Consider the following 26,927-nt stretch of genomic DNA (forward strand, 5'->3'; position numbering starts at 1 on the left):
GCCCGAATGTCGCCCACAGGACGATGCATCGGGCGGTCATTCATCTAAAACAGAGCGAAGGAGACCTATTCATGGCAGGCAACCGCATTGAGAAAGATTCAATGGGCCCGATTGATGTACCGGCTGATAAACTGTGGGGCGCGCAGACGCAGCGCTCGCTGGAACATTTTCGCATCTCAACCGAAAAAATGCCCACCGCACTGGTTCACGCGCTGGCGCTGACCAAACGCGCCGCCGCGGCGGTTAACCGCGATCTTGGGCTGCTGCCCGCTGAGCGCGCAGAGGCGATCATCAATGCGGCGGACGAAGTGCTGGCGGATAAGCACAGCGACGAGTTTCCGTTAGCCATCTGGCAGACCGGTTCCGGTACCCAGACCAACATGAACATGAACGAAGTGCTGGCCAACCGCGCCAGTGAAATTCTGGGTGGCGAGCGCGGTATGTCGCGCCTGGTCCATCCCAATGATGATGTGAACAAGAGCCAGAGCTCCAACGACGTCTTCCCGACCGCGATGCACGTTGCTGCGGTGATCGCCCTGCGTGAACAGCTGATCCCGCAGATTCAGGTGTTAAAGAAAACCCTGAGCGAGAAGTCAGAAGCCTTCAAAGATATTGTCAAAATTGGCCGTACCCATCTGCAGGACGCCACGCCGCTGACCCTTGGCCAGGAGATCTCCGGCTGGGTCGCGATGCTTGAACATAATCTGAAGCACATCGAGCAGAGCATCCCGCACGTGGCGGAGCTGGCGCTGGGCGGCACCGCCGTCGGCACCGGCCTCAACACCCATCCGGAATATGCGGTACGGGTGGCGAAGGCGCTGGCCGATCTGACGCAGCAGCCGTTCGTCACCGCACCCAATAAGTTCGAAGCGCTGGCAACCTGTGATGCGCTGGTTCACGCTCACGGCGCGCTGAAAGGGCTGGCCGCCTCGCTGATGAAAATCGCCAACGATGTGCGCTGGCTCTCTTCCGGTCCGCGTTGCGGAATTGGTGAGATCGCCATTCCGGAAAACGAACCAGGCAGCTCGATCATGCCGGGGAAAGTGAATCCGACCCAGTGTGAAGCGATGACCATGCTGTGCTGTCAGGTGATGGGCAATGACGTGGCGATCAACATGGGCGGCGCATCCGGTAACTTCGAACTCAACGTGTTCCGCCCGATGGTGATCCATAACTTCCTGCAGTCGATTCGTCTGCTGGCGGACGGCATGGACAGCTTCAATCACCACTGCGCGATTGGCATTGAGCCGGTGCGCGAGCGTATTGAGCAGTTACTGAATGAGTCGCTGATGCTGGTGACGGCGCTGAATACCCATATCGGTTATGACAAAGCGGCCGAAATCGCCAAGAAAGCCCATAAAGAGGGGCTGACGCTGAAAGGCGCGGCGCTGAAGCTGGGCTATCTGACGGAAGAACAGTTTGATGCCTGGGTACGTCCGGAAGAGATGGTCGGCAGCATGAAGTCGTAAAAGATCTGCGGTGACGGAGGCCAGCCGACGCTGGCCTTTTTTTATGGCTTAAATCGGGCAGTCGACCCACAGATGCAGCCGTGGGATCAGCAGGTTGAGCGGCTCGGCGGCAGGCTTATGGCGATAGGTAATGTTATCGGCATCGTAATTGAGCAGTTCACCCAATACCGGCACCTGGCTGCGGTCGCGGCAGATCACCAGAATCGGCGACGGGCAGGCCAGCTGCGTCTGCTTTTTCTGGTCAGCACGCCAGACGCGCGCCACCGGCTGCACTTTGACCGGTCGCTTGATTTTCAGCCGGGCCGAGGCGGGCAGGGCGCGCACGCTGGCTAACTCCTCCTGCACCTTTTCTGCCCACTGTTCGCGTGACCACGGCGCCTGAGCCCGTCCGGCTTTCAGGCTTTTTTCCAGCTGGGCAATCACCTCTTCGCGCTTCATATTTTTGATGATGTGCTTATTCGCCCAGCCGAAACGCAGGCTGTCCGGTGCGCTGAGCAGGGTGATGGTGCGATAGGCATTAAGCGTAATCAGCCCGCGCAGGTGCTGATGGACAAATTCGAAGCGTGCCTCGCTGGGCAGGCCGGAGTCGACCGTAATCAGCTGCTCCAGTTGCGCTTTAAGCTGATTGATGCGATCGACCTGGGCGCGGATCTCCGCTTCTCGCGGCTCATCACACTCAATGCACAGCGCGCCCGGCAGCCGGACCGCCGCTTTGGTGCTGAGCTGCTCCGACTGGTGCTGCATAAACAGCCGACAGTAGTGGTTCAGTGCCAGCTCTAAGGCCTGTTGTCCCAGCTGTTGCTCAACGGTGATTTGGGTAATCGCTTCATGCTCGCGGCCTTTGACAATTGGCGGCAGGCTGAACACGCGGGCGATCAGCAACGGCTGTGCCTCAATCTGCTGGCGCAACTGGCCCAGCGCCTGTTCTAAATCGTTTACGCATTGATGCATATCTGACACTAAATCGTAGCGCGCCATTCCGGGCCTCCATAGTTACAACGTTCATAATGTGGCAGAAGCGCACGGTGGACGCAATAGCGATACTAGTTACAACATACTTTAAAGGTAACCACTCAAACCGGTGCAGCCATCCGGGCGAAAGCAGGGTGAAAAGGCGGCGTGCATTTTTCCTTATCTCAGAACATGTTATAAAAATGGTTTGCTCGCTAACGGATAGCTGATGTGAACCAGACTAACAAACCCGGCGTCGCCGCCATTATCACGCTCGGCTGGGTACAGATCCTGTCGTGGGGCGGATCGTTCTACCTGATGGCGGTGATGGCAACCCCGATCGCGGCGGAAACCGGCTGGTCACAGCAGTGGATTTATGGCGCGCTCTCGACCGGTATTCTGGTGTCGGGACTGCTGGCACCGCTCAGTGGCCGGATTATTGCCCGCACCGGTGGCCGGCTGCTGCTGGCGATGAGTGGCATCGTCATGGCGCTGGGTCTGGTGATAATGGCCTTCAGCTATCAACTGCCGCTGTTGCTGTTCGCCTGGGTGATTATCGGCATCGGGATGGCGATGGGGCTGTATGATGCGCTGTTTGCCACGCTGGGTACCTGTTACGGCGGGCAGGCGCGAGCGGCGATTACCGGCATCACCCTGATTTCCGGCTTCTGCACCACGCTGGTCTGGCCGGGTACCGCGCTGTTGATTCACGCGCTGGGATGGCGGGGCGCCTGTCTGGCGATTGCTGCGCTGTTGACGCTCTGCGTGCTGCCCGCTTATCTCTTTGCCTTACCGGCGAGCCAGACGGTCAGGCCGATTAAAGCGCGTAACCCGGTCACCACCCATGCGGAGATTGCGCCTGCCATCTTCTGGCTGCTATGCGCCATTTTCACCCTGGCCTCGGTAATCATGACCGCCATTTCGGTGCAGCTGATCGCCCTGTTGCAGGCCAGCGGCCATACGCTCACCTCAGCGCTGGCGATCAGCGCGGTGCTGGGTCCGTGCCAGGTGGGGGCGCGAATAGTGGATATCGCCTTTAAACGCAGCCATCCGATCCGTACCACCTTATTTTCGGTCGGGCTGGTGGCGCTGGGCTTGCTGTTACTGGCGCTGGCGCCGCAGATGGCGCTGCTGAGCATGGTGCTTTATGGTGCCGGTAATGGTTTACGTGCCATTGTGCGCGGAACTTTACCGCTGGCGATGGTCAAACCAGAGTCCTATGCCATTGTGGTCGGCCGGATGGCGCGTCCGGCACTGATGGGACAGGCGCTGACGCCGTTGATCGGCGGGTATGTATTTGAAAGGATGGGCGCTTCAGCAACACTGTGGTTGCTTTGCGCGTTAGCAATCTTTAACGTGGTGCTGGTAATGATACTGAAACAACGGTTGCCCGCGTCACCCGCCGCGACCGCATAACCCGCGGGTCGTTATGCGGCAGTCAGCGCGGGCCGTTAGCAGGCTAAGCACCTTGTGCTATCAGGCCTCAGACTTTGGTGAATACGTGCCTTGTCACCGCTGGCTTGCTTCTAAAAAGCAACTGTGTTTGTTATATTTATTGCTCATTGATTGTTCACTTATGCGGCAATAAAACAATAAGATGCACCGCAACTCAGGATAAATAAATGCTTGATTACCGCTTCCCGACAGCTTTGCAAATGGTTCTGAGCGTAGCGATGGCGGAGCAAATGGGAAAACGCTCTACCAGCGCGATTCTGGCCTACGGGCTGGAAGCGAATCCCAGTTTCATTCGAAAATTAATGGTTCCGCTGACCCGTGACGGCATCATCGTCTCGACGCTGGGCCGCACCGGGTCGATCCATCTGGGTCGCCCCGCCGCAGAAATTACGCTGCGTGATATCTACGTCTCGGTGATCGAAGACAAGAAAATCTGGGCGGCGCGTCCTGATGTCGCGCCGCGTTGCCTGGTCAGCGCCAATCTCTGCTGGTATTTCAAATCGATTGCCGATGAAGCCGAGCAGGCGTCGCTGGACGTGCTGGCGAAACGCACCGTTGCCGATGCGCTCAATGAGCTGAAAAAACGCGACACCAGCAACTGCACCGCGGTTCCGGAACCGGAACCCGATGAGATTGAAGACCTGTGTAAAAAGAGCCGCTGATGCGGCTTTTTTTATGCCTGCAAAATCAATTAACTCGGTCAGTCTGGGTTGAAAAATAGACAAAATAAACATAAGTGTTGTGTAAGACATCACTGTTGTTATGATGAGTAACGGATGAACTGAAGCGAGGGATCGCGATGAAATACAGTGAATTTCGGCGCTGGCTGTTACAACAGGGCGCCATTTTAATCAAGCACCGTAGCGGAAGCAGCCATTTCAAAGTGTTTTTGGGCGAAAGACAGTCTGTTTTTCCCGATCACGGTGCAAAGGAAATGCCCGAGGGAACCCGAAAAAAAATTTTAAAGGATCTGGGGCTGTAATCCTGAGATTGATGAGGTGAGGGTATGTTTAATTACGCAGTCAGATTAAACCATGATGCGCAAAGTGGCTGTTATGAAGTGTCATGCCGGGATTTACCGTTAATGCATTCAGTAGGCGACACGATTGATGGCGCGCTGTTAGAAGCGGAAGATGGAATTGTCACCGCAATCTCGCTTGAAATGGATATGCGCCGTCCCATCCCGGCAGCCAGCGAACCGCAGCCGGGCGAATATGTGGTTTATCTGCCGGTGCTGGTGGCGATGAAAGCCGCGTTATATAACGCCATGATCGAAACAGGAACCCGAAAAGCCGAACTGGCACGTCGACTGGGCGTCAATGGTCCTCAGGTTGATCGCCTGCTGGATGTTGAACACTCATCAAAAGTCGAAAAAGTGGAACTGGCGCTGGCCCAACTGGGGCGCAAAGCGCAAATCGAAATCCATACTTAACGCTGTTGTTACCCGCAAAGCGCATGGCAGTGAACCGATGTCTAAAGCCCGCCCTGGCGGGCTTTTTTAGTGTCAATCTCCGGCTCAACGCGGCGATGAATAACGGCGAATTATCTTGCCTGCCATCGTCAGCAGCCGCGAGAGCAGGTTCAGTGGCTTCCAACGACAGCCAAAAAAAGGGCGACCCCGCGGTCGCCCTTTTGCAGTTTACACCGTCTGCAACGATGCTTTATCCGCTTTTCGCGTCACCAGCTTACGCAGGGTGACGTAGAACACCGGCGTCAGGAACAGCCCGAACAGCGTCACACCCAGCATCCCGGAGAACACCGTAATGCCGGTCACGCCGCGCACTTCTGCACCGGCGCCTTCGCCCAGAATCAGCGGGATGGTGCCAGCGATAAAGGCGATGGAGGTCATCACAATCGGCCGCAGACGCAGGCGACAGGCTTCCAGCGCCGCCTCGACAATCCCTTTGCCCTGCATCTCCAGTTCGCGCGCAAACTCAACGATCAGAATCGCGTTCTTACAGGCGAGCCCCATCAGCACCACCAGTCCGACCTGCACAAAGACGTTGTTATCGCCGCCGGTCAGCCAGACGCCCACCAGCGCCGAGAGCATAGTCATCGGCACGATCAGGATCACCGCCAGCGGCAGCGTCCAGCTCTCATACAGCGCAGCCAGCACCAGGAAAGCCAGCAATACCGCCATCGGGAAGACAATCAGCGCCGTATTGCCCTGGGTCGACTGCTGATAACTCAGATCGGTCCACTCGATGTTCATGCCGTTGGGTAATAGCTGACCGGACATCGTTTCCAGCTGGCTCATCGCCTGAGCGGAAGAGAGCACGCGCGGGTCAGCATCGCCAATCAGATCTGCTGCCGGATAGCCGTTATAACGAATCACCGGATCGGGGCCGTAAGTGGTGGTGATGTTCACCATGCTGCCAATCGGCACCATCTCACCGCGATCGTTGCGGGTACGCAGATTCGCGATATCCTCAACGCTGTCGCGGAAATCACCATCGGCCTGTGCCATCACGCGCCAGGTGCGGCCAAATCGGTTGAAGTCATTAACGTATGACGAACCGAGATAGGTCTGCAGGGTGCTGAAGAGATCGGTCAGCGAGACGCCCTGGGCTTTAGCTTTATCCCGGTCAACCTGCACATCCAGCTGTGGCACGTTGGCCTGATAGGAGGAGATCGGGAAGTGCATACCCGGTGTCTGCATAATCGCACCCGACATCGTATTGATGGCGGTCTGCAGCGCACCGTAACCCAGCCCCGCGCGGTCCTGCACATAGAGCGAGTAGCCCGAACCCTGACCCAGCCCCAGAATCGGCGGCGGCATGATCGAGAAGCCGAAGCCCTGCTGAATCTGTGCGATTTTGGCATTGATCTCAGCGTTGATCTCCGCCGCCGTATGTTTGCGCTCATTAAACGGCTTCAGACCGAAGAACACCGTGCCGCTGTTCGGCGTATTGGTGAACTGCAATGCATTCAGGCCAGGGAACGCCACCGCATAGGCGACGCCTTCGGTCTGCATACCGATTTCGCTCATCTTACGAATCACTTCATCGGTGCGCGCCAGAGAGGAACCTTCCGGCATCTTCACGCCACCAATCAGGTAGAGCTTGTCCTGAGTCGGGATGAAACCGCCTGGCACGGTGTGGAACATAAATCCGGCACCCGCCAGCAGCAGAATATAGACGCCAAACACGGCGCCACGGCGACGCAGCGTACGGCCCACCAGCGATTCATAACCATGGGCACTGCGCTGGAAGAAGCGGTTAAACGGCCGGAACAGCCAGCCAAACAGCGCATCAATGATCCGCGTCAGCCTGTCTTTCGGCGCGTGATGATCTTTCAGCAGCATCGCCGCCAGCGCCGGTGACAGCGTCAGCGAGTTGATGGCTGAGATCACGGTCGAAATAGCGATGGTGGTGGCGAACTGTTTGTAGAACTGACCGGTCACGCCAGACAAAAACGCCATCGGCACAAACACCGCACAGAGCACCAGCGCGATGGCGATGATCGGGCCGGAAACCTCACGCATCGCCTGATGCGCCGCCGCCCGCGGCGTCAGTCCCATCTCAATGTTACGCTCGACGTTTTCCACCACTACGATGGCGTCATCCACCACGATCCCGATCGCCAGCACCAGGCCAAACAGGCTCAGGGTGTTCAGCGAGAAGCCGAGCAGATAGAGCACGCTAAAGGTACCGACTACCGACACCGGCACTGCCAGCAGCGGGATAATCGAGGCGCGCCAGGTCTGCAGGAACAGAATCACCACCAGCACGACGAGAATGACCGCTTCCAGCAGGGTCTGCACCACGGCTTTAATCGAGTCGCGGACAAACACCGTCGGATCGTACGGCGCGGCCCATTTCACATCGTTGGGGAAACGGGTTGCCAGCTCATCCATTTTGGCGCGAACCGCATTGGAGAGATCGATGGCGTTGGCGCCAGGCGCCTGGAAGATGCCGATACCGACCGCATCTTTGTTATTCAGCTGCGATCGCAGGGCATAGCTGCCGGAGCCCATTTCGATACGCGCCACGTCGCGCAGCCGCACCAGTGAGCCATCTTCTGAGGTTTTCAGAATGATGTCGCCAAACTGCTGTTCGCTCTCCAGTCGTCCCTGGGTGTTGATCGACAGCAGAAAATCACTCTGCTTTTTCAGCGGCTCGGCACCCAGCTGACCGGCAGAAACCTGCACGTTCTGTTCCTGCATCGCGGTGACGACATCTGAAGCGGTTAAACCGCGCGCCGCCACTTTATTCGGATCGAGCCAGACGCGCATCGCATACTCACCAGCACCGAAGATCTGAATCTGACCCACGCCCGGCAGGCGCGCCAGTTCATCTTTCACTTTAAGGGTGGCGTAGTTACGCAGATAGAGCGAATCGTAGGTGTTGTTCGGCGAGAACATGTGTACCACCAGCGTCAGGGTCGGTGACATCTTCTGGGTGGTGATCCCCAGCCGACGCACATCTTCCGGCAGGCGGGCTTCAGCCTGCGCCACGCGGTTCTGTACCTGAACCTGAGCCTGGTCGGGATCGGTGCCGGGACGGAAGGTGACGGTGGTCACCAGCACGCCATCGGAACCGGCCACCGATTTCATGTACATCATGTTCTCGACGCCGTTAATCGCCTCTTCCAGTGGCGTCGCCACCGAATCGGCAATGACTTTCGGGTTAGCGCCGGGATATTCAGCACGCACCTGCACGCTGGGCGGCACCACATCAGGATATTCACTGATCGGCAGCAGCGGAATTGAGATCAACCCGGTAACGAAAATCAGAATCGATAACACCGCCGCAAAGATCGGCCGGTCGATAAAAAAGCGGGAAAAGTCCATAGCGGCCTCGGATTATTGAGCGGTTGCCGCACGCATGGCGACCTGCTGAGCAGTGACCGGCATGCCGGGCATAAACACTTTTTGCAGACCGGAGACAATCACCCGATCGCCCGATTTCAGGCCCGACTTGACGATGCGCAGGCCATCCACCATCGCGCCCGGCTCGATATCACGGCGCTGAGCTTTACCTTCGCTGTCCACCACGTAGACATACTTACGGTCCTGGTCGGTTAACACCGCTTTGTCATCAATCAGCACCGCCTCGAACTGCGCACTGCCAGGCAGACGGACCCGCGCAAACAGACCCGGCGTGAACTGACGCTGCTGGTTGTCGAGCAGGGCGCGCATGCGAATGGTGCCGGTGCTGGCGGTCAGCTGATTATCCAGGAAATCGACTTTGCCCTGATGCGGATAACCCTGCTCGCCGACCAGCGCGATTTCCACCGGCAACGCATGGCGCTGCTGGCCCTGACGCGCCATCGCCTGATAGTGCAGGAAGGTGTTTTCATCGACGTCGAAATAGACATACATGCTTTGCTGCGACACCAGCGTGGTCAGCACGCTGGCGCTGTCACCAGCGGTCACCAGGTTGCCAGCGGTGATCATCGCCCGGCTGGCCTGACCATCAATCGGCGCGGTAACGCGGGTAAAATCGAGATTCAGCTGCGCCATATCCACGGCGGCCTCGGCGGCCAGCACATCCGCCTGCGCCTGGCTGGCGGCTGAGCGGCGCTGCTCCCACACTTCACGCGAGATCGCCTGGCTGCCAATCAGCTTCTCGCTGCGTCCTGACTCACTGCGCGCCAGACTCGCCTGGCTGCGGGCGCGGGCTAATTCCGCTTTGGCCTGTTCCAGCGCCGCGCGATAGCTGCGATCGTCGATGGTGAACAGCACCTGACCTTTCTTCACCTCTTCGCCTTCGCGATAGTTAACTGACTCGATGTAGCCAGAGACGCGCGGACGCAGCTGCACGATCTGCACCGCCTCAACCCGGCCATTGAAACTGTCCCACTGGCTGACCGGCTTGATCAGCACCGGCGCAGCACTCACTTCGGGCGGCGGTGGCGGGGCGTTTTGCGCCACGCCATCATCACAGCCGCTTAGCTGAACGATCAGCAGTACCATCCCTAAAAGGGTAAAACCCTGACGAACCCAGTTGGTAATCATTGTTGTTATTCCGCGATAAGGTGAAAACGACCCGCAGGCCAATATTTGCAACTTTTAAGATTGCAATTAATCGCGAGGAGTGTAGGCTGGCGTCGCTGGCAACTGCAAGAATAACAGATACACTTTATGTGCGGTTTGTTGCCCACCGGTTAAAAGCTAAGCGGCAGGTGAAAGACCCTGAAAAGTGTGCGGCATTTAATGTACTAATAAAACTTGCATTAAATGACATAGTCAGTCACCCTTTAAGTGTAACTGCAACTGATACTAATACTGTTCGCCACGGCGACGGGAGAGACTGGAATGATGAGTGACGCCTTTATTCACGATTTAATCGACTGGATTGATAACAACATTGAAGCACGTCTGGATCTGGACACCGTATCCGAGCGCGCGGGCTACTCGAAATGGCACCTGCAACGGATGTTCAAAGAGCATACCGGCTATCCGCTGGGTGAATATATCCGGGTGAAGAAACTGAAGAAATCAGCCGATCGCCTGACCAGCACCGATGAACCGATCCTGAACGTAGCGATTTCGTTGGGTTTTGATTCGCAGCAGTCCTTTAATCGCAGCTTCAAACGTCAGTACGGTGTGGCACCGGGTGCATGGCGTCGACACAGCGGTGATTCGCACGCTGCATAACCTCGCCAGGGCCAGCCTGTCTGGCCCGCGCTTTTCTCAGCGCGCAAAACTGGTATCATCTGCATCCTGTCGTCACGGATGCCATCATGTCAAAAAAACTCTGGATTGGACTTTTCCTGGTCCTCGCGGCCTGTTTCTACGGCCTTAAACCTTATCTGAACTCTTCTGTAGCGCCTGCTCAGGCAGACATTGCTGCGCTGACCGACGCCCATACCGTGGCGCGCTGGGTGCTGCAACATCAGCAACTGCCGGACTACTACCTCACCAAAAATGATGCCCGCAAGCGCGGCTGGAACCCGGCCAAAGGCAACCTGTGCGAGGTGCTGCCCGGTAAAGCCATCGGCGGCGATCGCTTTGCCAACCGGGAAAAACGCCTGCCGCAACGCGCTGGCCGCCAGTGGTATGAGGCGGACGTTAACTATCGCTGCGGACGGCGCGATGCTGACCGGCTGGTCTACTCCTCCGACGGGCTGGTGTTTCTGTCCACCGACCACTATCGCAGCTTTAAACAGGTACCCTGATCATGCTGATTATGCAATTTGATCTGCGCCAGCTGACCAGCCGCGCGGCGTTCTACCAGCAGTTTGCCGCACAGAGCGGCGGGACGCCTGCCTATTTTGGCAACAATCTGGATGCGCTGTGGGACTGGCTGACCGGCGGCATTGCGTTGCCGGCAGAGGTGCGGCTGCAGCATTACGCCGAACACCATGCCGATCTGGCCCCGGTGCTGGCGTTACTGGAAGAGGCGGCGCAGTCGCTGGACGGCGAACTGCGCCTGGTGAAGGATTAAGCGCGCAGCGGTTTAAGCAGGGCGATCAGCGCCTCGCGCGCCGCCAGCGGCAGGTCACCGCCGCCGGTATAGCCATTATTCTCGATAATTACCTGATTCAGACCCACCAGCCAGTCGTAGATATAATAAGCGGTGTGGTTAGCCGGAGCCGCCGACAGTTTAGTCAGCCGCTGTCCGGCACTGAAGCTGACGCTCGGTGTCGGCGGGCGGGTAAAGATCGCCTGACCGCGATTGACGCGGCTGGCCGGACGTTCGGCTTCCGGGCGCTGTAAAAAGCCGAGCCAGGCGACGAAGTCCCCCAGCACCGTCATCGCACGCGTCACCTGACGATCGGCACGCGACTCATGGGTCATGCTGTGGCTGTCAGGCTCATGCAGTGCCTGCTGCAGTTTTTGCGTCATGTCGGTGCGGAAACTGGCGGTGATCAACTCTTCTACCAGCCACTCCATGGTCGCTTTATCAATATTCAGCAACGCCAGCAGGCTGCGGTTTTCCGGCAGCTGGCGCAGGTGATCGAGCCACAGCAGCAGCACCTGACGCGGAAACTGCTGCGCGCCGTGTCCGCTCTGACGCGGCTGAACCGGCACTTCCGGCTCTGACTGGCTGAACAGATCAAATTCAAACCCAATGCCAAACTGATTTTCCGGTGCCTGCGGATGGGGCGTGGTGGGGCTGCTCAGGTTCGACTGATTGAGCCACAGCTGGCGCAGCGCTTCCCGCGGCGGTTGCAGACGCTCCAGCAGTTCGCCGTGCAGGCCGGTACGGTGCTGTAAACATTTCAGCAGGGTATCGGCGATAGTCTGTTTGCGCGCCGCCTGTTCCGGGCTGGCGCCCGCCTCGGTCCACGGCAGTAACCGCCGCTCAACCACGGTGTGCTGAATCTGCGCCAGCTGGGCCAGCAGCAGGTCGCGACGGGCTTCCGGCTGCATCTCATCCTGCAGCCAGCTTGCCATCCGATCCACACCAGCGCGATCCAGCACCAGCATCGATCCCCAGTGTTGTCCCGGCTGGCCTAACTGGCGCTGTACCGCTTCATCCACATTGATCTGCTGATGACGGGCATCATAGGGAGTGATGGCCCAGATCAGCCGCGGTTTTTCGCTGGATTGCTGGGTCGGTTGCAGCCGCTGCCACTCGCGCAGCGTCTGGCTGACCCGATCGGCATCCTGACGCTGACTGGCGGAGGTGCAGACCAGCAGCAGGTCGATGCCCTGACGCGCGGCATACAGGCCGGGCAGCAGGGCGCGCTTCTGTTCCAGCAACTGCGCCCGCAGCGGATCGCGCTGCTGCAGACGCTGGCGATCTTCCTGGGCGGCGCTGTCGTTCGGCTGGCCTGGCGCAGGCAGCTCCAGCATATCGGCTTCGTCATAGAGCGCGGTACGCGGCGTCGAACTCAGCGGAATCACCACTTCCAGCGTCAGTAGCGCCAGCAAACCCAGCGCCACGTTTTGCGGTTTGCCTGGCCGGTTGCCGTTCATCGGGCAGACTTCCACCGGCTGCTGCAGATCCTGCTCGCTGGCGGGCACAATCAGCTGCTCGGCCGGCAGCAAAGCACTGTCGGTCAGCAGGCTGAGCGGTGCCAGCACCCGGCTGCTATTGCGCAACTGATGGCGCAGGTGAAGCAGGCTGCGCAGCGTATCGTTCAGCGCCGGCTGCGCTGGCCACAGCAGCGAAAACAGCGCTACCCGGTCATCGACGCTCAGCCAGGGTGCCAGCTCAACCGCCTGCGGCCAGAAGTGCCGATCGAGACGGACGTCATAGTGCTGACGGCGGCGGCACCATGACCATAAGGTCACCAGCGCATCGCTCTCCAGACCGGCCTGCGGGCTGGTCAGACGATGACGCTGTAAACGCTGCAGGCCGCTGTCGATCAGCGCCACATCAGGCGCTACGGTGCTGGCGGCGCAGGCCATGACCAGCCGGACGATCTCGGCATCCGTCAGCAGCGTCAGTTCAACCGGCCATTCATTTGACAGCGGCTCACGCTGGTGACTGAAGCGGGTGGCGGTCGCAAAATCGAGATTACCGGGATTGATGTGCTGGAAATAGCTGAGCGACTTATCGCCCAGCCGGGTCATCAGCTGGCCCTGAGCATCGGCGACCATCTCATTCAGCAACCAGGCCTTACCGGCCTGCGACTGACCAAACAGGGCCAGCGTGACCGGGCGCGCCACCTGCTGCGCCAGCGCCTGGGTCTGCACCCGCGCCTGACGCAGTTGCAGGGTCAGGGTATCGGCTTCCAGCGCCAGACGCGGCGACTGTTCACGGGTCGTCTCGATCCAGCTCAGGCTGCCGTTCAGCGCCTCCTGCAGCAGGGTCAGGCGTTTGGCCAGCGTCTGTGGCTGGCGGGTTTTCAGGGCTTTCATCGTTTACATACGCTCCCGCTGTCAATCCAGTACTGCGCATTAGCGTTGCCGGTGGCCGACAGGGTATTCAGTTTCAGACTCAGCTGCTCCAGCGGCACGCGGGTGCCGTCGTCCAGCCGCGCATCGCTCAGCACCAGCGTTTCCGGGCCGGGCGCATCAGGTCCGGCTTTCACCGCCAGCTTGATGCGCAGCACGCTTTCACCGGCCACCTTACGGGCCAGCGTCGCATCATTCAGCGTCAGGCTGTAGAGCGGTGACGCGGGCCAGCGATCGTTATCCAGCTGACGGAAGCCGAGGCAGACGTTGCCGCGAATACGGAAGCTGCTTTTCTTATCCAGCGCAAAGCCCGCATCGTCGAGGTCGATCTCGCTGTAGCAGAGGTTTTCGTCGGTCAGGGCCTGGTTTTCATCCAGCATCCCGAGGTAACGGATGGTGGAATAGGGTTCAAAATCACCGGCGCGGAACCAGAAGCTGCTGAGGCGCAGATCCAGCGCCAGCAGGCAGAGCATCGCGCCGACGGCAGCGGTAGATTTCGGGTTATCGATCCGGCCATGCTTGTTAAACGGATACCAGTCGCTGGTGTGGTAGCCTTCCAGCGACAGGATGCGGCTGCCCGGCAGCGGCTGCAGATGGCGAACCAGCGCCTGAATGCCAGGGAAGCGCGACGGACGCCCGGTGAGCAGCAGCACATCGCACTGATAAAGCGACACCACTTCGCACATGGAACGCAGCGCCGGAATGATCGCCATCCGATGCTGCATAAATTCGCCGTGCAGCTGCGCCAGGCTGACCACCAGCGGAACCTGCAACAGGTCGAAGCGACTGTTGACGCCCAGTTCACGCTGAATTTCACCGTTGACGAAGGCCAGCACTGATTCGCCCGGCGATTGCCCGACCAGTTCGCCAAACAGCGCGTTGATCTCTGCGTGGCTCTCCAGCGGGTCCCAGTTTTCATAGCGCTCCAGCACCGCCTGCGCCAGCGGAATAAACAGCTGAAGCGTCACCTGCTGGCGCAGGGTTGCCTGACCGTCCATGCGACTGTCGTGACCAAACAGTTTGTTCATCAGTGGCTCAGCCAGTGTCAGTCCGGCTTTCTGCAGATGCTGTTGCAGCGCGGGCAGAATCCACAGCTGGATCACATCCAGCAGGATATCGTCACCCGCCACTTTGAAACCTTCACGGAACAGCAGCCGTGGGGTGATTTTGACGTTGTTGCCCTGACCATCATCCAGACGATACTGGGTGATGGCGAGATCGGTAGTGCCGCCGCCGATATCAATCGAGGCGATGCGCAGGCTTTTACCCGGCAGCTCATCCGCTTCACGCGGACGGTCCGGCCGCGCCATGCTGCTGAAGAAATCTTCGGCACGTCCGGCAAAGTTCACCTGGGTTTCATTAAACAGCCAGACCATCTGACCGCAGGTCGCCTCATCCCACTCCATCTGCACATCCGGCAACGGTTTCGGGGTCTGATGCGGGCGGGATGGCGCGACATCGTCCTCATCGCTCAGCCAGCCTTCCGCTTTCCAGACCAGCGCAATCGCTTCCTGCATCCGGCGGCGGAAAATTTCACGCTCCGGTTTTGGCATCGCTGAAGGCAGCGTCAGGATCACATGACGCAGCTGACGCGGCGCGTGACTTTGCGGCATCCGCTGGCGCTGTGCGGCGCTGTTCATCTGCATCATCGCCTGCGCCAGCAGTTCGCACAGCATAAAGGTCATCAGTGAACTGCGGCTGTAGTGCGGCGAGAATACCGGCAGACGATCGTCAGGCGGCAGCGTATAAAGCGGCTGGCCTTCGTCATTCAGCAGGGTGGTGAACGGCGCGGCACAGGCCAGCGGTTCGGTTTGCGCACCGGCGTTGTTAAAGCGCCAGCCGGGCTGATAGCGCGCTTCATCCCACAAATAACGACGCGGGCTGGAAAGACCGGTACTGCCTTCCAGACCGACCCGTTGCAGGGCCAGACGGCTCGCCTCGCGGCCAACGCGGGTCAGCGACGGCCACATAAAGGCGTGTTCGCGGCCGCTCTCCAGCGAGAAGTTTTCTTTACCAAAACGGGTTTCGGCAAACTCCAGACGGCTATCAAACAGTTCGTTATAGACCTGGTGCGGCTGGGATAAATCGCGTAGCTGCAGCTCATAGGTCTGCCTGAGTCCGTTGCTCTCTTCCGGGTGATCTTCCACCAGAATGCCGCAGGTATGCGAGTTGCCGACGTCCAGAATGATATCGACGTTGACCGCTGGCGTTTGCAGCGTGGCGGCCTGAATGTGGATCTCGCTGAGATTGAGTTGCTCGCCCAGCAGCTCCAGCAGGTTGAGGTAGTGCGCCTGATATTCAAACTCACGCAGCGCCTGATTAATCGCCTGTTCGCGACGATCGGAGACCCGATCGGTAAAGGCTTCACGCAGCCAGCCGTCGACCCAGGTGTGGTCGAGAAACTCGCCCAGCTCGTAGTTGTGCCACGCCAGCGCGAAAGTGACGCCATTCTGTGCGTCGGCTGCCGACAGACCCAGCTTTTCGCCGCCATCCTGTTCCGCCACGCAGCGGGTATCGAAGGCGAGGCTGACGCGATGGGTATTGCCCGCCGCATCCGGGCTATTCAGCGCCACCAGACGCATCCGCGCCCAGTTCTCCGGTCCGCCGATAAAGCGGCGTCCGCTGGCGCAGCGCAGCATCGGCAGCGGCAGCCAGCAGGCAGAGAGCAGGCTCAGCGAATCAGCCAGCGCGATATCGGACTCCGGGCGCACCACTTCCGGCGCGCCGCCATCTTCCGGGTAGAGCAGGAACTTACCGCTGTTGCCATCGACATTCAGCCGCAGCAGCGGGCCGTTGGCGGTCTGACGCACGAACTGGCGACGCGCCTGCGTCGCAGAGAGTTGCAGGCCAAAATCCAGAAACTGCACGCCGCTATTTTCAATCAGCGAAATTTTTTGTTTGTCATCGATCAGGGGAGCCAGCATGTTTATTTACTCTCACGCTTAATCGTCATCGGGAAAACCCGGTCATCAGCATATTGCGCTTCGCAGACTGCGGCACCGATGCTGGCATGGCAGATCAGCAGCGGCATACGATAGCGGGATTTGTTCTCGCATCGGGCGGTATAGCGGCTTTCGATCACCAGATTACCGGCGCTGGTCATTGCCGCGCTGACATCCGCCTTACAGCGGGTGTTGCCCTGGGTAATCTGCACGCTGCCTTTGCCGTTTTTAAACTGGAACTGCATCACCGGTGGCTTGCCGGTTGGGGTTGGCATCGGACCGATAGTGACGCGCCAGCGGCCATCAATCACCGCAACCTGACCGTCGCGCACCGCATCCGGGGTAACGATCAGATCGTCTGGCCGGGCTGGCACGGCCGGTGTGACCACACTGGCAAGGGTAGCAGCAGCGGGCGCAGGCGTCGCGGCGGCGGCATTCACCGTGGCGGCTTTCTGCGGCAGGGTGGCGGCCAGTTTTCCGGCGGCATTGACCACCGCGGGCGGTTTAACCGGAGTCACCAACGCCTGGACTGCCGGCATCGCTGACGGCGCAGGAGCCGGTTGTGGGCGGTGCAACAGCACCGTCATCACCACGGCAGCGGCAATCGCCAGCGGCGGAAGAATCATCCAGACCCGGAAACGACCACGGGCAGCCACAACCGGCGGCGTGACGGCCACAGGCGGCTCAGGCGCAACCACCGGTTCCGCTTCGGGTTGCGGTTCCACCGGCAGCGGCTCGGCCAGAACCGGCTCGGCGCTGACCGGTTCGGCGATGGGCTCAGGTGGCTCGACCAGCACGGTCGGCAGGCTCTCTTCCAGCGTGTCGCGCAGGCAGGCTAGCGCGTCATCACGGCTGCGAGCCTGCGCATCGACAAAGCCCCAGAAGGTGATAACCGGTTTGCCATCCACCAGATAAACGTATTGCTGATCGGGAAACTGCAGGCTTTTGCTGAGCAAGGCGCCGAACAGGCGCATCGCCGGGTTCTCAGCCGCGCGCGCGCGCGTACTGAGATCCTGCATATCCTGCTGGCAGGCGGTGAGGTGTTGCAGGGCGGCGCGACGTTCATGATCGCTGGCGCCCAGCCAGGATTTGACCCTGCCGCTGAAAGGCGCATACCAGTCGAGGCGATCGCCCCGTTCATTGGCCTGCGGAATCGCCAGGCAGTCTGCCAGTGCGCGCTGACGGCGCAGGCGCAGGGTCTCACGAATTTGTAGCGCCGAGGCGTAGACCGGCTGGCCATTTTCACCTAACGCCAGAACCGCATCTAAATTACCGCTGCGCAGAAAAGTTTTTGCCACCTGTTGGGCCCTTATCGGTCGTTGTCTGAGGCAGAAAATCGCGTGTTATCGACGATTGGGTTGATTTTACGCGGGACAATGACAAATCAAACGGCGGAAAAGGGGCCAAATGCAGCGGTTTTTTCACCGGCTGGCGCAAAAACAACCTGCCAGCACGGCAGCTTAGCGTGCTTTTCGCACCAGCAGCAGATGGGCGAGTACGCCGCCGACCAGTCCCCAGAACGCCGGACCGATGCCAAGCAGCGAGACACCGGAGGCGGTAATCAGAAAGGTGATCAGCGCACTGTCGCGCTCAGCTGGCTGATCCAGTGCCCGTTGCAGGCTGCCGCCCAGCGTCGCCAGCAGCGCCAGTCCGGCCAGCGCCTGAATCAGCACCGGCGGCAATGCACTGAACAACACCGCGATCAGGGCACCGGCCGCGCCAGCCAGCAGATAAAACAGCCCTGCCAGCGCGGCTGCCCGCCAGCGCCGCTGCGGATCGGCATCCACCTCATCACTCATGCAGATGGCGGCGGTGATGGCGGCAATACAGACCGAAAAGCCGCCAAAGGGTGCCAGTAACAGCGCGATAAGGCCGGTCCAGCTGATCAGTGATGAGACCGGCGGGCGGTAACCGTGCGCCTGCAGCGTGGCGATGCCGGGCGCGTTCTGTGACGCCATGGTGACCAGAAAATAGGGCAGGCCGATGCCGATCAACGTGGTCAGGGTAAAATGTGGCAATACCGGCTGCGGCAGCGTCAGCACAATCGGCTGTGGCGGAAAATGGATCGCCTGCTGCGCCAGCGCGACGCCGGTTCCAATCAGCAGGGTGATCAGAATGGCGTAGCGCGACAGCCAGCGGCGGGCCAGCAGCCAGGCCAGACACATACTGCCGCACAGGGCAAAGTTGGTCTGCAAATCGGCAAAGGTCTGCAGGCCAAAGCGCAGCAGAATACCGGCCAGCATCGCCGCCGCCAGCGAGGCGGGAATGGTGTTCATCAGGCGCGCAAACAGGCCGGTCACGCCGGAAAGGACGATCAGCAGATTGGCGAAGACAAACACCCCGACAGCTTCGTTGAGGCTGATGCCGTGAAAGCTGGTTGCCAGCAGCGCCGCGCCAGGGGTTGACCAGGCCGCCAGCACCGGCATCCGGTAGCGCAGCGATAATCCCAGCGAGGCAATACCCAGCGCGATGCCCAGCACCGCCAGCCAGCCGCCGATTTGGCTGGGTGACGCGCCAGCCGCCTCGAAGGCCTGATAAACAATCGCGCCGCTGCTGCTGTAGCCGACCAGCACAGCGACAAAGCCAGAGACCACCATCGGCAGGGTCAGTCGGGGTTGAACAGATGTCTGAATCATGATGTTAGCCGGTTTGTGCGTTATAGCGCACATGGTCGCATGATGCGCTATAACGCACAAGTGCTACACTGCCGCCATAAGGTCAGCGTGTGGACTGGCGACAGAATCAGGAGCAGAAGTGGAGAGCATTCAGCACCATCTGAGTAACGCGCTCAGACAGTTACGTCAGGCCAACGGCTGGAGCCTGACGCTGACGGCCGAACGAACCGGCGTCAGCAAAGCGATGCTGGGCCAGATTGAGCGCGGCGAATCGAGCCCGACGGTGGCGACGCTGTGGAAAATTGCCACCGGCTTTAACGTGCCGTTTTCGTTTTTTATCGACGGCAATCCGTTGCCCGGCGCGCCCGCGGGCTTCAGTCAGCCCAACGCCGAGATGTCGGTCCAGCCGCTGTTACCTTACGATCCGCAACTGCGGTTTGATCTGCTGGCGGTTGAGCTGGCCGCAGGCGCACAGAGCATCTCTTCGCCCCATGAAGCGGGCTGCGTTGAGCAGGTTGTGGTCATAGAGGGGGAACTGCTGCTTGGGGTCGGCGATCTCTGGCGGCGTCTGCCCCGCGGTGCAGCGTTTCAATTCCGCGCTGACGTCACCCACAGCTACCGTAATCCGCTCAGCAGTCCGCTACGGTTTCACAGCCTGATCCACTATCTGCAGCGCCCCGAACTTACAAATTGAAACCAGGGTAAACTACACAGTTTACCTTCGTATCTCTATACTGGCCGCTAAACCTGAGGAGAAGGGCGATGTGCGATTTAAGCGAACCTGCCGCCACCTTGCGTATGCTGGTGGGTAAACTGGCTCGTCGGCTGCGTGAGTCCGCGCCGCCCGGCAATCTCAGCTGGTCGCAGGTGGCCGTACTGGGCTATCTGGTGCGTGACGGGGCGATGACGGTCACTGAACTGGCCGCGGCAGAAAGCGTGCGCAGTCAGTCAATGGGCACCACCGTCGCCACCCTGCTCGACGCGGGCATGGTGACCGGCGAGCCCGATCCCCATGACGGACGCAAAACCCGCTATCGCCCCACGGAAGCCTGTCTGGCGGTCATCGCGTCCAGCCGTGCGATGCGTGATGACTGGTTGATCGGGGCTTTTGAGGCACAGCTGAGTGTGGCCGAGCAGCAGCAGTTGATCGATGCCATTCCTTTACTTCAACGACTTACTGAACATGAATCCTGAGAGGAGACGATATGGCTGTAACCACACTTGATGCGAAAACGGCGCTGATTGTTATTGACCTGCAACATGGCATCGTTGCGCTGCCGCTGGTCCATCAGCCGCAGCCGGTGGTTGAACGCTGCGCGCGCCTGGCACAGGCGTTTCGCGCCAGCGATCTGCCGGTGGTACTGGTTAACGTCGCGGGCGGGGCGCCGGGCCGGACTGAGCAGGCGCGTCACGGCGGCGAACTGCCGGCTGACTGGGCGACACTGGTGCCGGATATGACACCGCAGCAGAACGATCTGACCATTACCAAAAAAACCTGGGGCGCGTTTCACGCCACGCCACTGCATGAAGAGCTGCAGAAACGCGGAATTACGCAGGTGGTGATTTGTGGCATCGCCACCAGTATTGGGGTGGAATCTACCGCACGTCAGGCGTACGAGCTGGGTTACAACGTCACGCTGGCCACCGATGCCATGACGGACTTAGACCTCAATACTCATAACAATAGCATCAACCTGATTTTCCCTCGTCTGGGCGAAACCGGCAGCAGCGCGGATATTGTGGAATTATTACCACAGTGAGATAACAGCCTTTGAAGGTGGAAAAATGTCCTGCCAGGCTGGCAGGACATTACTGCTAAGAATTAAAAACTGAAGCGGTAGCCCGCATTGACCTGACGCTGATCAAAGCGTTGACCGGTGGTGAGATCGGCTTCCAGATAGAAATTGTGCACGTTATTCAGACTTGCGCTCACGCCCAGGCCATTGTTCCAGCCGTTACCGCGAAAATCGGTCTTCTCGCGGGAGCCGTTTAAGGCATATTGCATATTGGCTGAGAACTCACGCACCAGTCCGGTTTTGACATAAACGTTATATTTGCTGCCCGCTTTATCCTCGCTGTAGCCTGCCAGCGCGCTGATCCGGCCATTAACCGCATCATAATCTTTGAACGCAATCACCAGACCGTTACTTGCCCGGGTCTGCGAGCCTTTCTGGCGGCCTGCGGTCAGCTGAACCTGGGGTTCGAGGTAGAAACCCTGATTGTCGGCTGAGAAGCTGAAACGTTTACCCGCTTCAACAGAGGCGCTGTAGCCGGTCGATTTTGCTTTACCGGAAACCTGATTCTGCTGGCTGTCTTTAACGTCGAACTGGTTGCTGAGGCGGTTAATTTTGTAAACCTGATCGATGTAAAAGCCATTGTCAGCCATCCAGGTCAGGTAGGCACCAAAATGCTGTGATTCTGCTGTTCCGTCACCGCCGCGATATTTAGGTGAGGCGTGAGTCGTTCCCATGAATAAGCCGCCATACAGCTTCTTACCTTCAATCAGGTTCTTATCCACACCAAACTGGAAGCCGCTGTAGTCCATGTCAAAACCGCTCAGCTTTCCGCTTGAGAAAGAACTCAGCTTACCGCCGTAGCCCCTTAACCAGACGTTGCCTGTGCCGCTGCTCTGACGGATATCGCCCATGCGCTGCAGCAGCGTCTGGTTCTCGACATAGTTAAGCAGATAGCCGATGTGCAGGAAATTGCCGCCGGCATCAGCGGTGGTGGTGATCGGTTTAGTCTGTTGAGGTGCCGCTGGCGCAGTCGGGACAACGGGAGCGTCAGGTTCCGCGCCACGCTCAGGCGTGACGGGTTCATCAGCAGGGGTTGCGGGTTCCGCAGGGGTTGCAGGTTCGCCAGGCGTAACCGGTTCTGCAGGCGTTGCGGGTTCCGCAGGGGTTGCCGGTTCTGCAGGGGTTGCAGGTTCGTCAGGCGTTACCGGCTCTGCAGGGGTTGCAGGTTCGTCAGGCGTTACCGGCTCTGCAGGGGTTGCAGGTTCGTCAGGCGTAACCGGGTCTGCAGGGGTTGCAGGTTCGTCAGGCGTAACCGGTTCTGCAGGCGTTACCGGTTCGTCAGGCGTAACCGGGTCTGCAGGGGTTGCGGGTTCGTCAGGCGTAACCGGTTCTGCAGGCGTTACCGGTTCATCCGGCGTAACCGGGTCTGCAGGGGTTGCGGGTTCGTCAGGCGTAACCGGTTCATCAGGAATTACCGGTTCATCCGGGGTAACCGGATCTACCGCAGGCACACGACCGGAAGAGGCTAACGCCCAGTTATTACCCGTTTTGCTTACGCTATAAAGATAGCCACCCAGTTCGACATCAGAGTCTGAGGTAAAACTGGCCTGACCATCTGGGGTTTCCACCACGGTTAATGTCTCATTACCCGTGGTGGCCAGACTTCCCTGGTTAACAAAAGAGAGTGAATAATCGCCAGCACTGCTGTTGGTAACGACCAGCTTATCACCGCCGTTATTTACGCCATCTCCTTCACCGACCAGATCAACACGCATGTTGAAATGACCCGTACCCTGAAGATCCGCAACGGTTAAGGTGGAATACCCGCTGGCAGAGGTTGCCCGGCTAAAGTCAACGTTACTGTTGGTGAGGGTTAACCGATCGAGATTTGACGTTCCGCTAACATACCAGTCGCTATTATCGAGGGTTGCGTTTAAATAGCCGCTATTAATATTATCGCTGAACGCACTCCCTTCCCAGACCGATCCCGGCTGCAGTGATAAATCAATTTTTCCGCCGTTGGAATAAACTGAACCCATCATATTCAGTTTGCCATCAACGTTAATGTTACCCGCCGCGTAACCCGCGTCATATTGTGTTGCGATAGCCAGCTCATCTGATGAGGGCAGGGTAATCGCTAAATCGCCGGTTAAATCGATATCACCGCCTGCCATCGCAAAAACAGCGGCTTGTTCTGTTACTGCATTTTTAATGGTGATGTTATTACCGGTAATGTGACCCGAATTAATTGCCCATAAGCCCATATTGGCGCTGGTAATATCGGTCTCATCCAGATTAACGGTTGAGGCAGAGGTTTGTGCAGAAGCCCCATAAGAGCCACCGGCATCGATGGTATTCCGCTGTTCTGCTGTACCCTTAAAATTAATCGTTGTGTTGGTACCACTGGCGACAATACCGCCCGCCAGCGCGGAAGTGACGTGGCTGTCGGCACCGATATTGGCAACACCATTGCCTCTCACTTCCAGAGCGATAGCGTCATCGCCAGAGGTAGAAATTGTCAGACTTTCAGCGGTGAGATCACCAAAGTTCCACAGACCGGTTGAATCAGCGCCGGTGGTGGTGATGACACTGCCAGCGCCTAAATCCGCGAGGGTATTTTCCTGCAGCTCAAGGCCATTTGAATAATCGCCAGCGGTGGTAATGCTCAGCTGGTTGGCCTTCAGTGATGAAAGGGCGGATGACGCCGTTCCATTTAATGCATCAACCACAATCCCACTGCTTCGATCACCGTTTGTCGATATCGTACTCAGGTTTCCCAGGTCAGCGCCACTGCCGGGATTGGTAATTGTGAGGCCGGTGCCGGTGCCGCCCACGGTTGTAACAGAAAGGGCATCGGCGGTTAAAAAGGACCCGCCTTTAACGGTCACCCCGCTGGCAATCATATCGCCGGTGCCGGTCACATTGACGGCCGTTCCGCTGCCCAGATTGGCGGTGACATTATCCCCGATGATATTAATACCCACAGCCCGATCGCCGCTGACATTGACGGTAAGGCCATCGGCAGTCAGCGTACTGTTTCTGCCCCAGATGACCACACCCCGTGCGTAATTAGCCGCATCATTAACATTAATCACTGACTGGCTGCCTAAATTAATGATGCCAGTCTGACCATAGGGATTCATTATGCCGTAAAGGCCGCCGGAATAGAGCGCATCACCAGTCAGGATGTCGCCATTATTCAATGTGATATTTGTTCCTGTCTGGCTTCCGATATTTTCACCCGCAGCAGAACCACTCAGGATAAATCCTATTAATAGGGCTAATGGGGTTAAATGACGCGTGTTTATTTTTTTCATTGACTAAGCATCCCTGTATGGCATCAAAGCTCAACGCACAATTGAGGATTTAAGCCGTCAAGATGAGCGGCTGAGTTGATGAGTTTAATTTGACGCTAATCTATCAGGAAACAGGCGGATTCCTGTCACTTTAATTGAGGCGCTATTTCCATTTTTATTCTCAAAAGAGAATACAGTTTAATAACAGGTTATAAATGTTTTGCTATCAGGCAGCCAAATAAAGCGGAGCGCGATTTATCTTAAATAACAGCGTTGAATAATAAAGCGGTGAGATTATATTAATCTGAATGGCGGGCGAAAATAAGCTGGCTTTTGCAAGCCAGCCTCTTTAATTAGCGGAAGGCGTAACCCAGCGTTAAGCCGACGCTGTAATTGCGGCCAGGTGCCGATTCGAAGTAGCGGCCATTGCTCTCATTAACGATCACCGACCCGACATACTCGCGGTCAAACAGATTATCGACCCGGCCAAACAGATCCAGCGTCCAGTCACTGACCTGCCATTTATAGCCGCTGTTCAGCGCGACGACGGTATAGGATGGGGTATTGACCTCATTCTGGTCATCGGCGGCGATCTGGCTCAGGTAGCGCATTTCCGCTCCGGCATAGAAGCCCTGTTCCGGCGCATAGCCCAGTCCGGCGTAGAGCATATTACGGGCGATGCCGGGAATGCGATTGCCGTCGCAGCTGTCACTGCCGCAGGCGTTGCTGCGATAGCGCGCATCCAGCAGGGTATAAGCCATTTTCAGCTGCCAGTCCCAGCCAAACTGCTGATCCAGCGCTAACTCCAGCCCGCGACGTCGGGTTTCGCCGGCGTTTTTATAGGTGGTGCGTCCGCCACTGCTGGCGTCAGCGACAATTTCATCCTGGGTATCGGTCTGAAACAGCGCCGCGCTGACCAGGCCATTGCCAATCCGTTTCTTGCTGCCGATCTCCAGCGTATCGCTGGTGGACGGTTTCAGGCCGAGATTGAGGCCCGACTGACCATCTGAACGGTAAGACAGCTCATTAATCGTTGGGGTTTCAAAGCCGCGACCGGCCGAGAGATAGGCGTTCCAGCTCGGGTCAAACGCATACTTCAGCGACGCCGCCGGTAACCATTTGTGATAGCGCGCATCGCCGCTGTCATCAACGTTGCCGTTACGAACATAAAAGTCATTGGAGTCGAAGTTAACGGTGCTGAAGCGCACGCCGGCATCCAGCGACAGCTTATCGGTCAGTTGCCAGGCCGTCTGCAGATAGGGATCGAGGTTCCACATCAGGTTGCGCTCATTGCGGCGCAGGTTGCCCTGATCGCCGTAATGGGTCACGCCATTGCTGACGGTAAAGTTCTCGTAGCCTTTGCGCCGTTCCGTCATGGTTTCGTAATCGAGGCCGCCGGTCAGCGTCACCGGAATCGACAGCAGGCTGTCGCGGTGGGTCCAGCGGGTATCGATGCCCTGATAGTGGCGGGTCAGGTCGATTACGCCGCCGGGATGGCTGGGGCTGCTCTGAACACTGGCGGGAATCGACTGAAACTGGGTGGTTTCGCGTACACCGGCATACACCATCACGCTGAGATCGTCGTTTTCACTCATCTGGCGCTGGTAGTGCAGGCCGCCTTGCGTCTGGTCAACGGTTTTACGCGTATCGTAGAGCGAGACATTACTCACCACCTGACGGGGATTGTCGCGCCACTGGGCGGGCGTCAGACCGCCGGGGTCCTGCGCATCGATATGCACGCTGTTGAACAGCAGCGTTAAGGTGCTGACATCATCAATCCGCACCCCGAGCCGGGCATTGCCGAGATTTTTCTGGGCGGCGCTGTGGTCCCGGTAGCCGTGCGTGGTAAAGCGTGAGGCGGATACGGTGTAGTTCACATCACCGGCGTGGCTGCCGTCGCCGGTCGCGCCGCTGGCTTTGACGCTGTTGCGCCAGCTGCCGTAGCTGCCGTACCAGCTACTCGCCTCCAGCGAGGGCGGCTGTTGCCCGGCCTGAGTCGTCACATTCAGCACGCCGCCGGAGGCATTGCCGTACAGCGCGGAAAACGGCCCGCGCAGCACCTCGACGTGATCGATGGAGCCGATATCAATATTTGAGGTTTGCGCCTGACCGTCCGGCATGGTGGCGGGAATACCGTCGACATAGATGCGTAAACCGCGAACGCCATAGGTTGATCGGGAGCCAAAGCCGCGGATCGACAGCTGCAGATCCTGGGCGTAATTCTGTCTGTTCTGGATCTGCAGGCCGGGCACGCTGCTGAGATTTTCCGACAGGTTGACGCGCGGCGCGGCCTGGCGCATCTCATCACCACTGACCACGCTGACGGCGGCGGGCGTATCAAGCACGTTCAGGCCGCTTTCCGCCGGAGTCGCGCTGACCACCAGGGTATTGTCATTTTCCGCCGCCAGCGGCGACAAAGGATAGAGGGCGGGCAGGATCAACAGCGGCAGCGTCGCCTGACGTAGTAAGGTTATTTTCATTTTTAGCGGCCTGAGAAAAGATCAACAATGAACCAGCTGGAACAATTGGCGCGTATGGTAATGCTTTGCCGGGGTCGGGTATAGCCTTTTACGTGGCGTCACGCTTATTCCGCGCAGATCCTGCGGCGGGGCCGTCGGCGTTATTTTATCCGTTCTACGCCCGGCGACCGCTATTTCGTTTTCTGCCGGG

Annotated in this window: 20 protein-coding genes; 11 read left to right on the top strand and 9 right to left on the bottom strand. The window is 58.6% G+C overall.

Annotation, left to right across the window (positions count from 1 at the left end):
• Positions 1-71: 71 nt before the first annotated feature.
• Positions 72-1,469 (top strand): class II fumarate hydratase, encoded by a 1,398-nt coding sequence (fumC, locus tag WFK59_RS04940; protein WP_233984387.1) that lies wholly within the window; start codon positions 72-74, stop codon positions 1,467-1,469.
• Between the two features lie 48 nt (positions 1,470-1,517).
• Here the strand turns inward: fumC and tus are convergent, their stop codons facing one another.
• Entirely contained in the window at positions 1,518-2,447 is a 930-nt protein-coding gene (gene tus, locus WFK59_RS04945; RefSeq protein ID WP_233984386.1) for a DNA replication terminus site-binding protein, read from the bottom strand.
• Between the two features lie 204 nt (positions 2,448-2,651).
• On the opposite strand from tus, the gene WFK59_RS04950 reads away from it, so the two are divergent.
• The 4 genes from WFK59_RS04950 to WFK59_RS04965 all read left to right on the top strand — a co-directional run bounded on the left by WFK59_RS04950 (position 2,652) and on the right by WFK59_RS04965 (position 5,307).
• A complete protein-coding gene (locus WFK59_RS04950) occupies positions 2,652-3,836 on the top strand; it encodes an MFS transporter (protein ID WP_336755169.1) in 1,185 nt (394 codons plus the stop codon).
• A 206-nt stretch (positions 3,837-4,042) separates the two neighbouring features.
• A complete protein-coding gene (locus tag WFK59_RS04955) occupies positions 4,043-4,537 on the top strand; it encodes an RrF2 family transcriptional regulator (RefSeq protein WP_233984384.1) in 495 nt (164 codons plus the stop codon).
• Between the two features lie 137 nt (positions 4,538-4,674).
• Positions 4,675-4,857: a type II toxin-antitoxin system HicA family toxin gene (locus WFK59_RS04960; protein ID WP_336755170.1), complete on the top strand. Its 183-nt coding sequence runs from the start codon at positions 4,675-4,677 to the stop codon at positions 4,855-4,857.
• Between the two features lie 24 nt (positions 4,858-4,881).
• Complete coding sequence (locus WFK59_RS04965) at positions 4,882-5,307, top strand: hypothetical protein (RefSeq protein WP_336755171.1); 426 nt, start codon at positions 4,882-4,884, stop codon at positions 5,305-5,307.
• A 207-nt stretch (positions 5,308-5,514) separates the two neighbouring features.
• On the opposite strand, the gene oqxB is transcribed toward WFK59_RS04965, so the two are convergent.
• Positions 5,515-8,667: a multidrug efflux RND transporter permease subunit OqxB gene (oqxB, locus tag WFK59_RS04970; RefSeq protein ID WP_336755172.1), complete on the bottom strand. Its 3,153-nt coding sequence runs from the start codon at positions 8,665-8,667 to the stop codon at positions 5,515-5,517.
• A gap of 12 nt (positions 8,668-8,679) precedes the next feature.
• Positions 8,680-9,834: an efflux RND transporter periplasmic adaptor subunit gene (locus WFK59_RS04975; RefSeq protein ID WP_336755173.1), complete on the bottom strand. Its 1,155-nt coding sequence runs from the start codon at positions 9,832-9,834 to the stop codon at positions 8,680-8,682.
• A 300-nt stretch (positions 9,835-10,134) separates the two neighbouring features.
• On the opposite strand from WFK59_RS04975, the gene WFK59_RS04980 reads away from it, so the two are divergent.
• From WFK59_RS04980 to WFK59_RS04990, 3 genes are all read left to right on the top strand, one after another.
• The gene (locus tag WFK59_RS04980) at positions 10,135-10,476 is read left to right on the top strand and encodes a helix-turn-helix domain-containing protein (protein WP_009090299.1); all 342 of its coding nucleotides are present in this window, start codon (positions 10,135-10,137) and stop codon (positions 10,474-10,476) included.
• 86 nt (positions 10,477-10,562) lie between these two features.
• A complete protein-coding gene (locus WFK59_RS04985) occupies positions 10,563-10,997 on the top strand; it encodes a ribonuclease domain-containing protein (RefSeq protein ID WP_233984379.1) in 435 nt (144 codons plus the stop codon).
• A gap of 2 nt (positions 10,998-10,999) precedes the next feature.
• Complete coding sequence (locus tag WFK59_RS04990; protein WP_094121570.1) at positions 11,000-11,266, top strand: barstar family protein; 267 nt, start codon at positions 11,000-11,002, stop codon at positions 11,264-11,266.
• Here WFK59_RS04990 and WFK59_RS04995 read toward each other — a convergent pair.
• From WFK59_RS04995 to WFK59_RS05010, 4 genes are all read right to left on the bottom strand, one after another.
• Complete coding sequence (locus WFK59_RS04995; protein ID WP_336755174.1) at positions 11,263-13,632, bottom strand: virulence factor SrfC family protein; 2,370 nt, start codon at positions 13,630-13,632, stop codon at positions 11,263-11,265. The genes WFK59_RS04990 and WFK59_RS04995 overlap by 4 nt on opposite strands.
• Positions 13,629-16,592 (bottom strand): virulence factor SrfB, encoded by a 2,964-nt coding sequence (locus WFK59_RS05000; protein WP_336755176.1) that lies wholly within the window; start codon positions 16,590-16,592, stop codon positions 13,629-13,631. The genes WFK59_RS04995 and WFK59_RS05000 overlap by 4 nt, the downstream gene beginning before the upstream one ends.
• Positions 16,593-16,594: 2 nt before the next feature.
• Complete coding sequence (locus WFK59_RS05005; RefSeq protein WP_336755178.1) at positions 16,595-17,908, bottom strand: SrfA family protein; 1,314 nt, start codon at positions 17,906-17,908, stop codon at positions 16,595-16,597.
• A 162-nt stretch (positions 17,909-18,070) separates the two neighbouring features.
• Positions 18,071-19,246 carry a benzoate/H(+) symporter BenE family transporter gene (locus WFK59_RS05010; protein ID WP_336755180.1) on the bottom strand — a complete coding sequence of 392 codons (1,176 nt, stop codon included), beginning with the start codon at positions 19,244-19,246 and terminating at the stop codon, positions 18,071-18,073.
• Positions 19,247-19,364: 118 nt separating this feature from the next.
• Between WFK59_RS05010 and WFK59_RS05015 the strand changes: the two genes are divergently transcribed.
• The 3 genes from WFK59_RS05015 (at position 19,365) to WFK59_RS05025 (ending at position 20,985) form a co-directional block, all read left to right on the top strand.
• Positions 19,365-19,919 carry a helix-turn-helix domain-containing protein gene (locus tag WFK59_RS05015; RefSeq protein ID WP_233984374.1) on the top strand — a complete coding sequence of 185 codons (555 nt, stop codon included), beginning with the start codon at positions 19,365-19,367 and terminating at the stop codon, positions 19,917-19,919.
• A gap of 68 nt (positions 19,920-19,987) precedes the next feature.
• A complete protein-coding gene (locus WFK59_RS05020; RefSeq protein ID WP_336755181.1) occupies positions 19,988-20,419 on the top strand; it encodes a MarR family winged helix-turn-helix transcriptional regulator in 432 nt (143 codons plus the stop codon).
• A gap of 11 nt (positions 20,420-20,430) precedes the next feature.
• Entirely contained in the window at positions 20,431-20,985 is a 555-nt protein-coding gene (locus tag WFK59_RS05025; protein ID WP_336755182.1) for an isochorismatase family protein, read from the top strand.
• A gap of 62 nt (positions 20,986-21,047) precedes the next feature.
• Here the strand turns inward: WFK59_RS05025 and WFK59_RS05030 are convergent, their stop codons facing one another.
• Together WFK59_RS05030 and pqqU are read right to left on the bottom strand one after the other, a co-directional pair.
• The gene (locus WFK59_RS05030) at positions 21,048-24,164 is read right to left on the bottom strand and encodes an autotransporter outer membrane beta-barrel domain-containing protein (RefSeq protein ID WP_336755183.1); all 3,117 of its coding nucleotides are present in this window, start codon (positions 24,162-24,164) and stop codon (positions 21,048-21,050) included.
• A gap of 446 nt (positions 24,165-24,610) precedes the next feature.
• The gene (pqqU, locus tag WFK59_RS05035) at positions 24,611-26,737 is read right to left on the bottom strand and encodes a TonB-dependent receptor PqqU (protein WP_336755184.1); all 2,127 of its coding nucleotides are present in this window, start codon (positions 26,735-26,737) and stop codon (positions 24,611-24,613) included.
• Positions 26,738-26,927: the final 190 nt, after the last annotated feature.

The organism is Pantoea sp. USHLN298 (assembly GCF_037149395.1).
Taxonomy (GTDB): domain Bacteria; phylum Pseudomonadota; class Gammaproteobacteria; order Enterobacterales; family Enterobacteriaceae; genus Pantoea; species Pantoea astica.

What these genes read in the sequence shown, in the direction of transcription:
- WFK59_RS04980 (WP_009090299.1), top strand. Translation starts at nt 10,135, where the DNA reads ATGATGAGTGACGCCTTTATTCACGATTTAATCGACTGGATTGATAAC.
- WFK59_RS05000 (WP_336755176.1), bottom strand. Translation starts at nt 16,592, where the DNA reads ATGCTGGCTCCCCTGATCGATGACAAACAAAAAATTTCGCTGATTGAA.
- WFK59_RS04990 (WP_094121570.1), top strand. Translation starts at nt 11,000, where the DNA reads ATGCTGATTATGCAATTTGATCTGCGCCAGCTGACCAGCCGCGCGGCG.
- tus (WP_233984386.1), bottom strand. Translation starts at nt 2,447, where the DNA reads ATGGCGCGCTACGATTTAGTGTCAGATATGCATCAATGCGTAAACGAT.
- WFK59_RS04960 (WP_336755170.1), top strand. Translation starts at nt 4,675, where the DNA reads ATGAAATACAGTGAATTTCGGCGCTGGCTGTTACAACAGGGCGCCATT.
- WFK59_RS05025 (WP_336755182.1), top strand. Translation starts at nt 20,431, where the DNA reads ATGGCTGTAACCACACTTGATGCGAAAACGGCGCTGATTGTTATTGAC.
- WFK59_RS04995 (WP_336755174.1), bottom strand. Translation starts at nt 13,632, where the DNA reads ATGAAAGCCCTGAAAACCCGCCAGCCACAGACGCTGGCCAAACGCCTG.
- WFK59_RS04975 (WP_336755173.1), bottom strand. Translation starts at nt 9,834, where the DNA reads ATGATTACCAACTGGGTTCGTCAGGGTTTTACCCTTTTAGGGATGGTA.
- pqqU (WP_336755184.1), bottom strand. Translation starts at nt 26,737, where the DNA reads ATGAAAATAACCTTACTACGTCAGGCGACGCTGCCGCTGTTGATCCTG.
- WFK59_RS04955 (WP_233984384.1), top strand. Translation starts at nt 4,043, where the DNA reads ATGCTTGATTACCGCTTCCCGACAGCTTTGCAAATGGTTCTGAGCGTA.
- fumC (WP_233984387.1), top strand. Translation starts at nt 72, where the DNA reads ATGGCAGGCAACCGCATTGAGAAAGATTCAATGGGCCCGATTGATGTA.
- WFK59_RS05010 (WP_336755180.1), bottom strand. Translation starts at nt 19,246, where the DNA reads ATGATTCAGACATCTGTTCAACCCCGACTGACCCTGCCGATGGTGGTC.
- WFK59_RS04985 (WP_233984379.1), top strand. Translation starts at nt 10,563, where the DNA reads ATGTCAAAAAAACTCTGGATTGGACTTTTCCTGGTCCTCGCGGCCTGT.
- WFK59_RS04965 (WP_336755171.1), top strand. Translation starts at nt 4,882, where the DNA reads ATGTTTAATTACGCAGTCAGATTAAACCATGATGCGCAAAGTGGCTGT.
- oqxB (WP_336755172.1), bottom strand. Translation starts at nt 8,667, where the DNA reads ATGGACTTTTCCCGCTTTTTTATCGACCGGCCGATCTTTGCGGCGGTG.
- WFK59_RS05020 (WP_336755181.1), top strand. Translation starts at nt 19,988, where the DNA reads ATGTGCGATTTAAGCGAACCTGCCGCCACCTTGCGTATGCTGGTGGGT.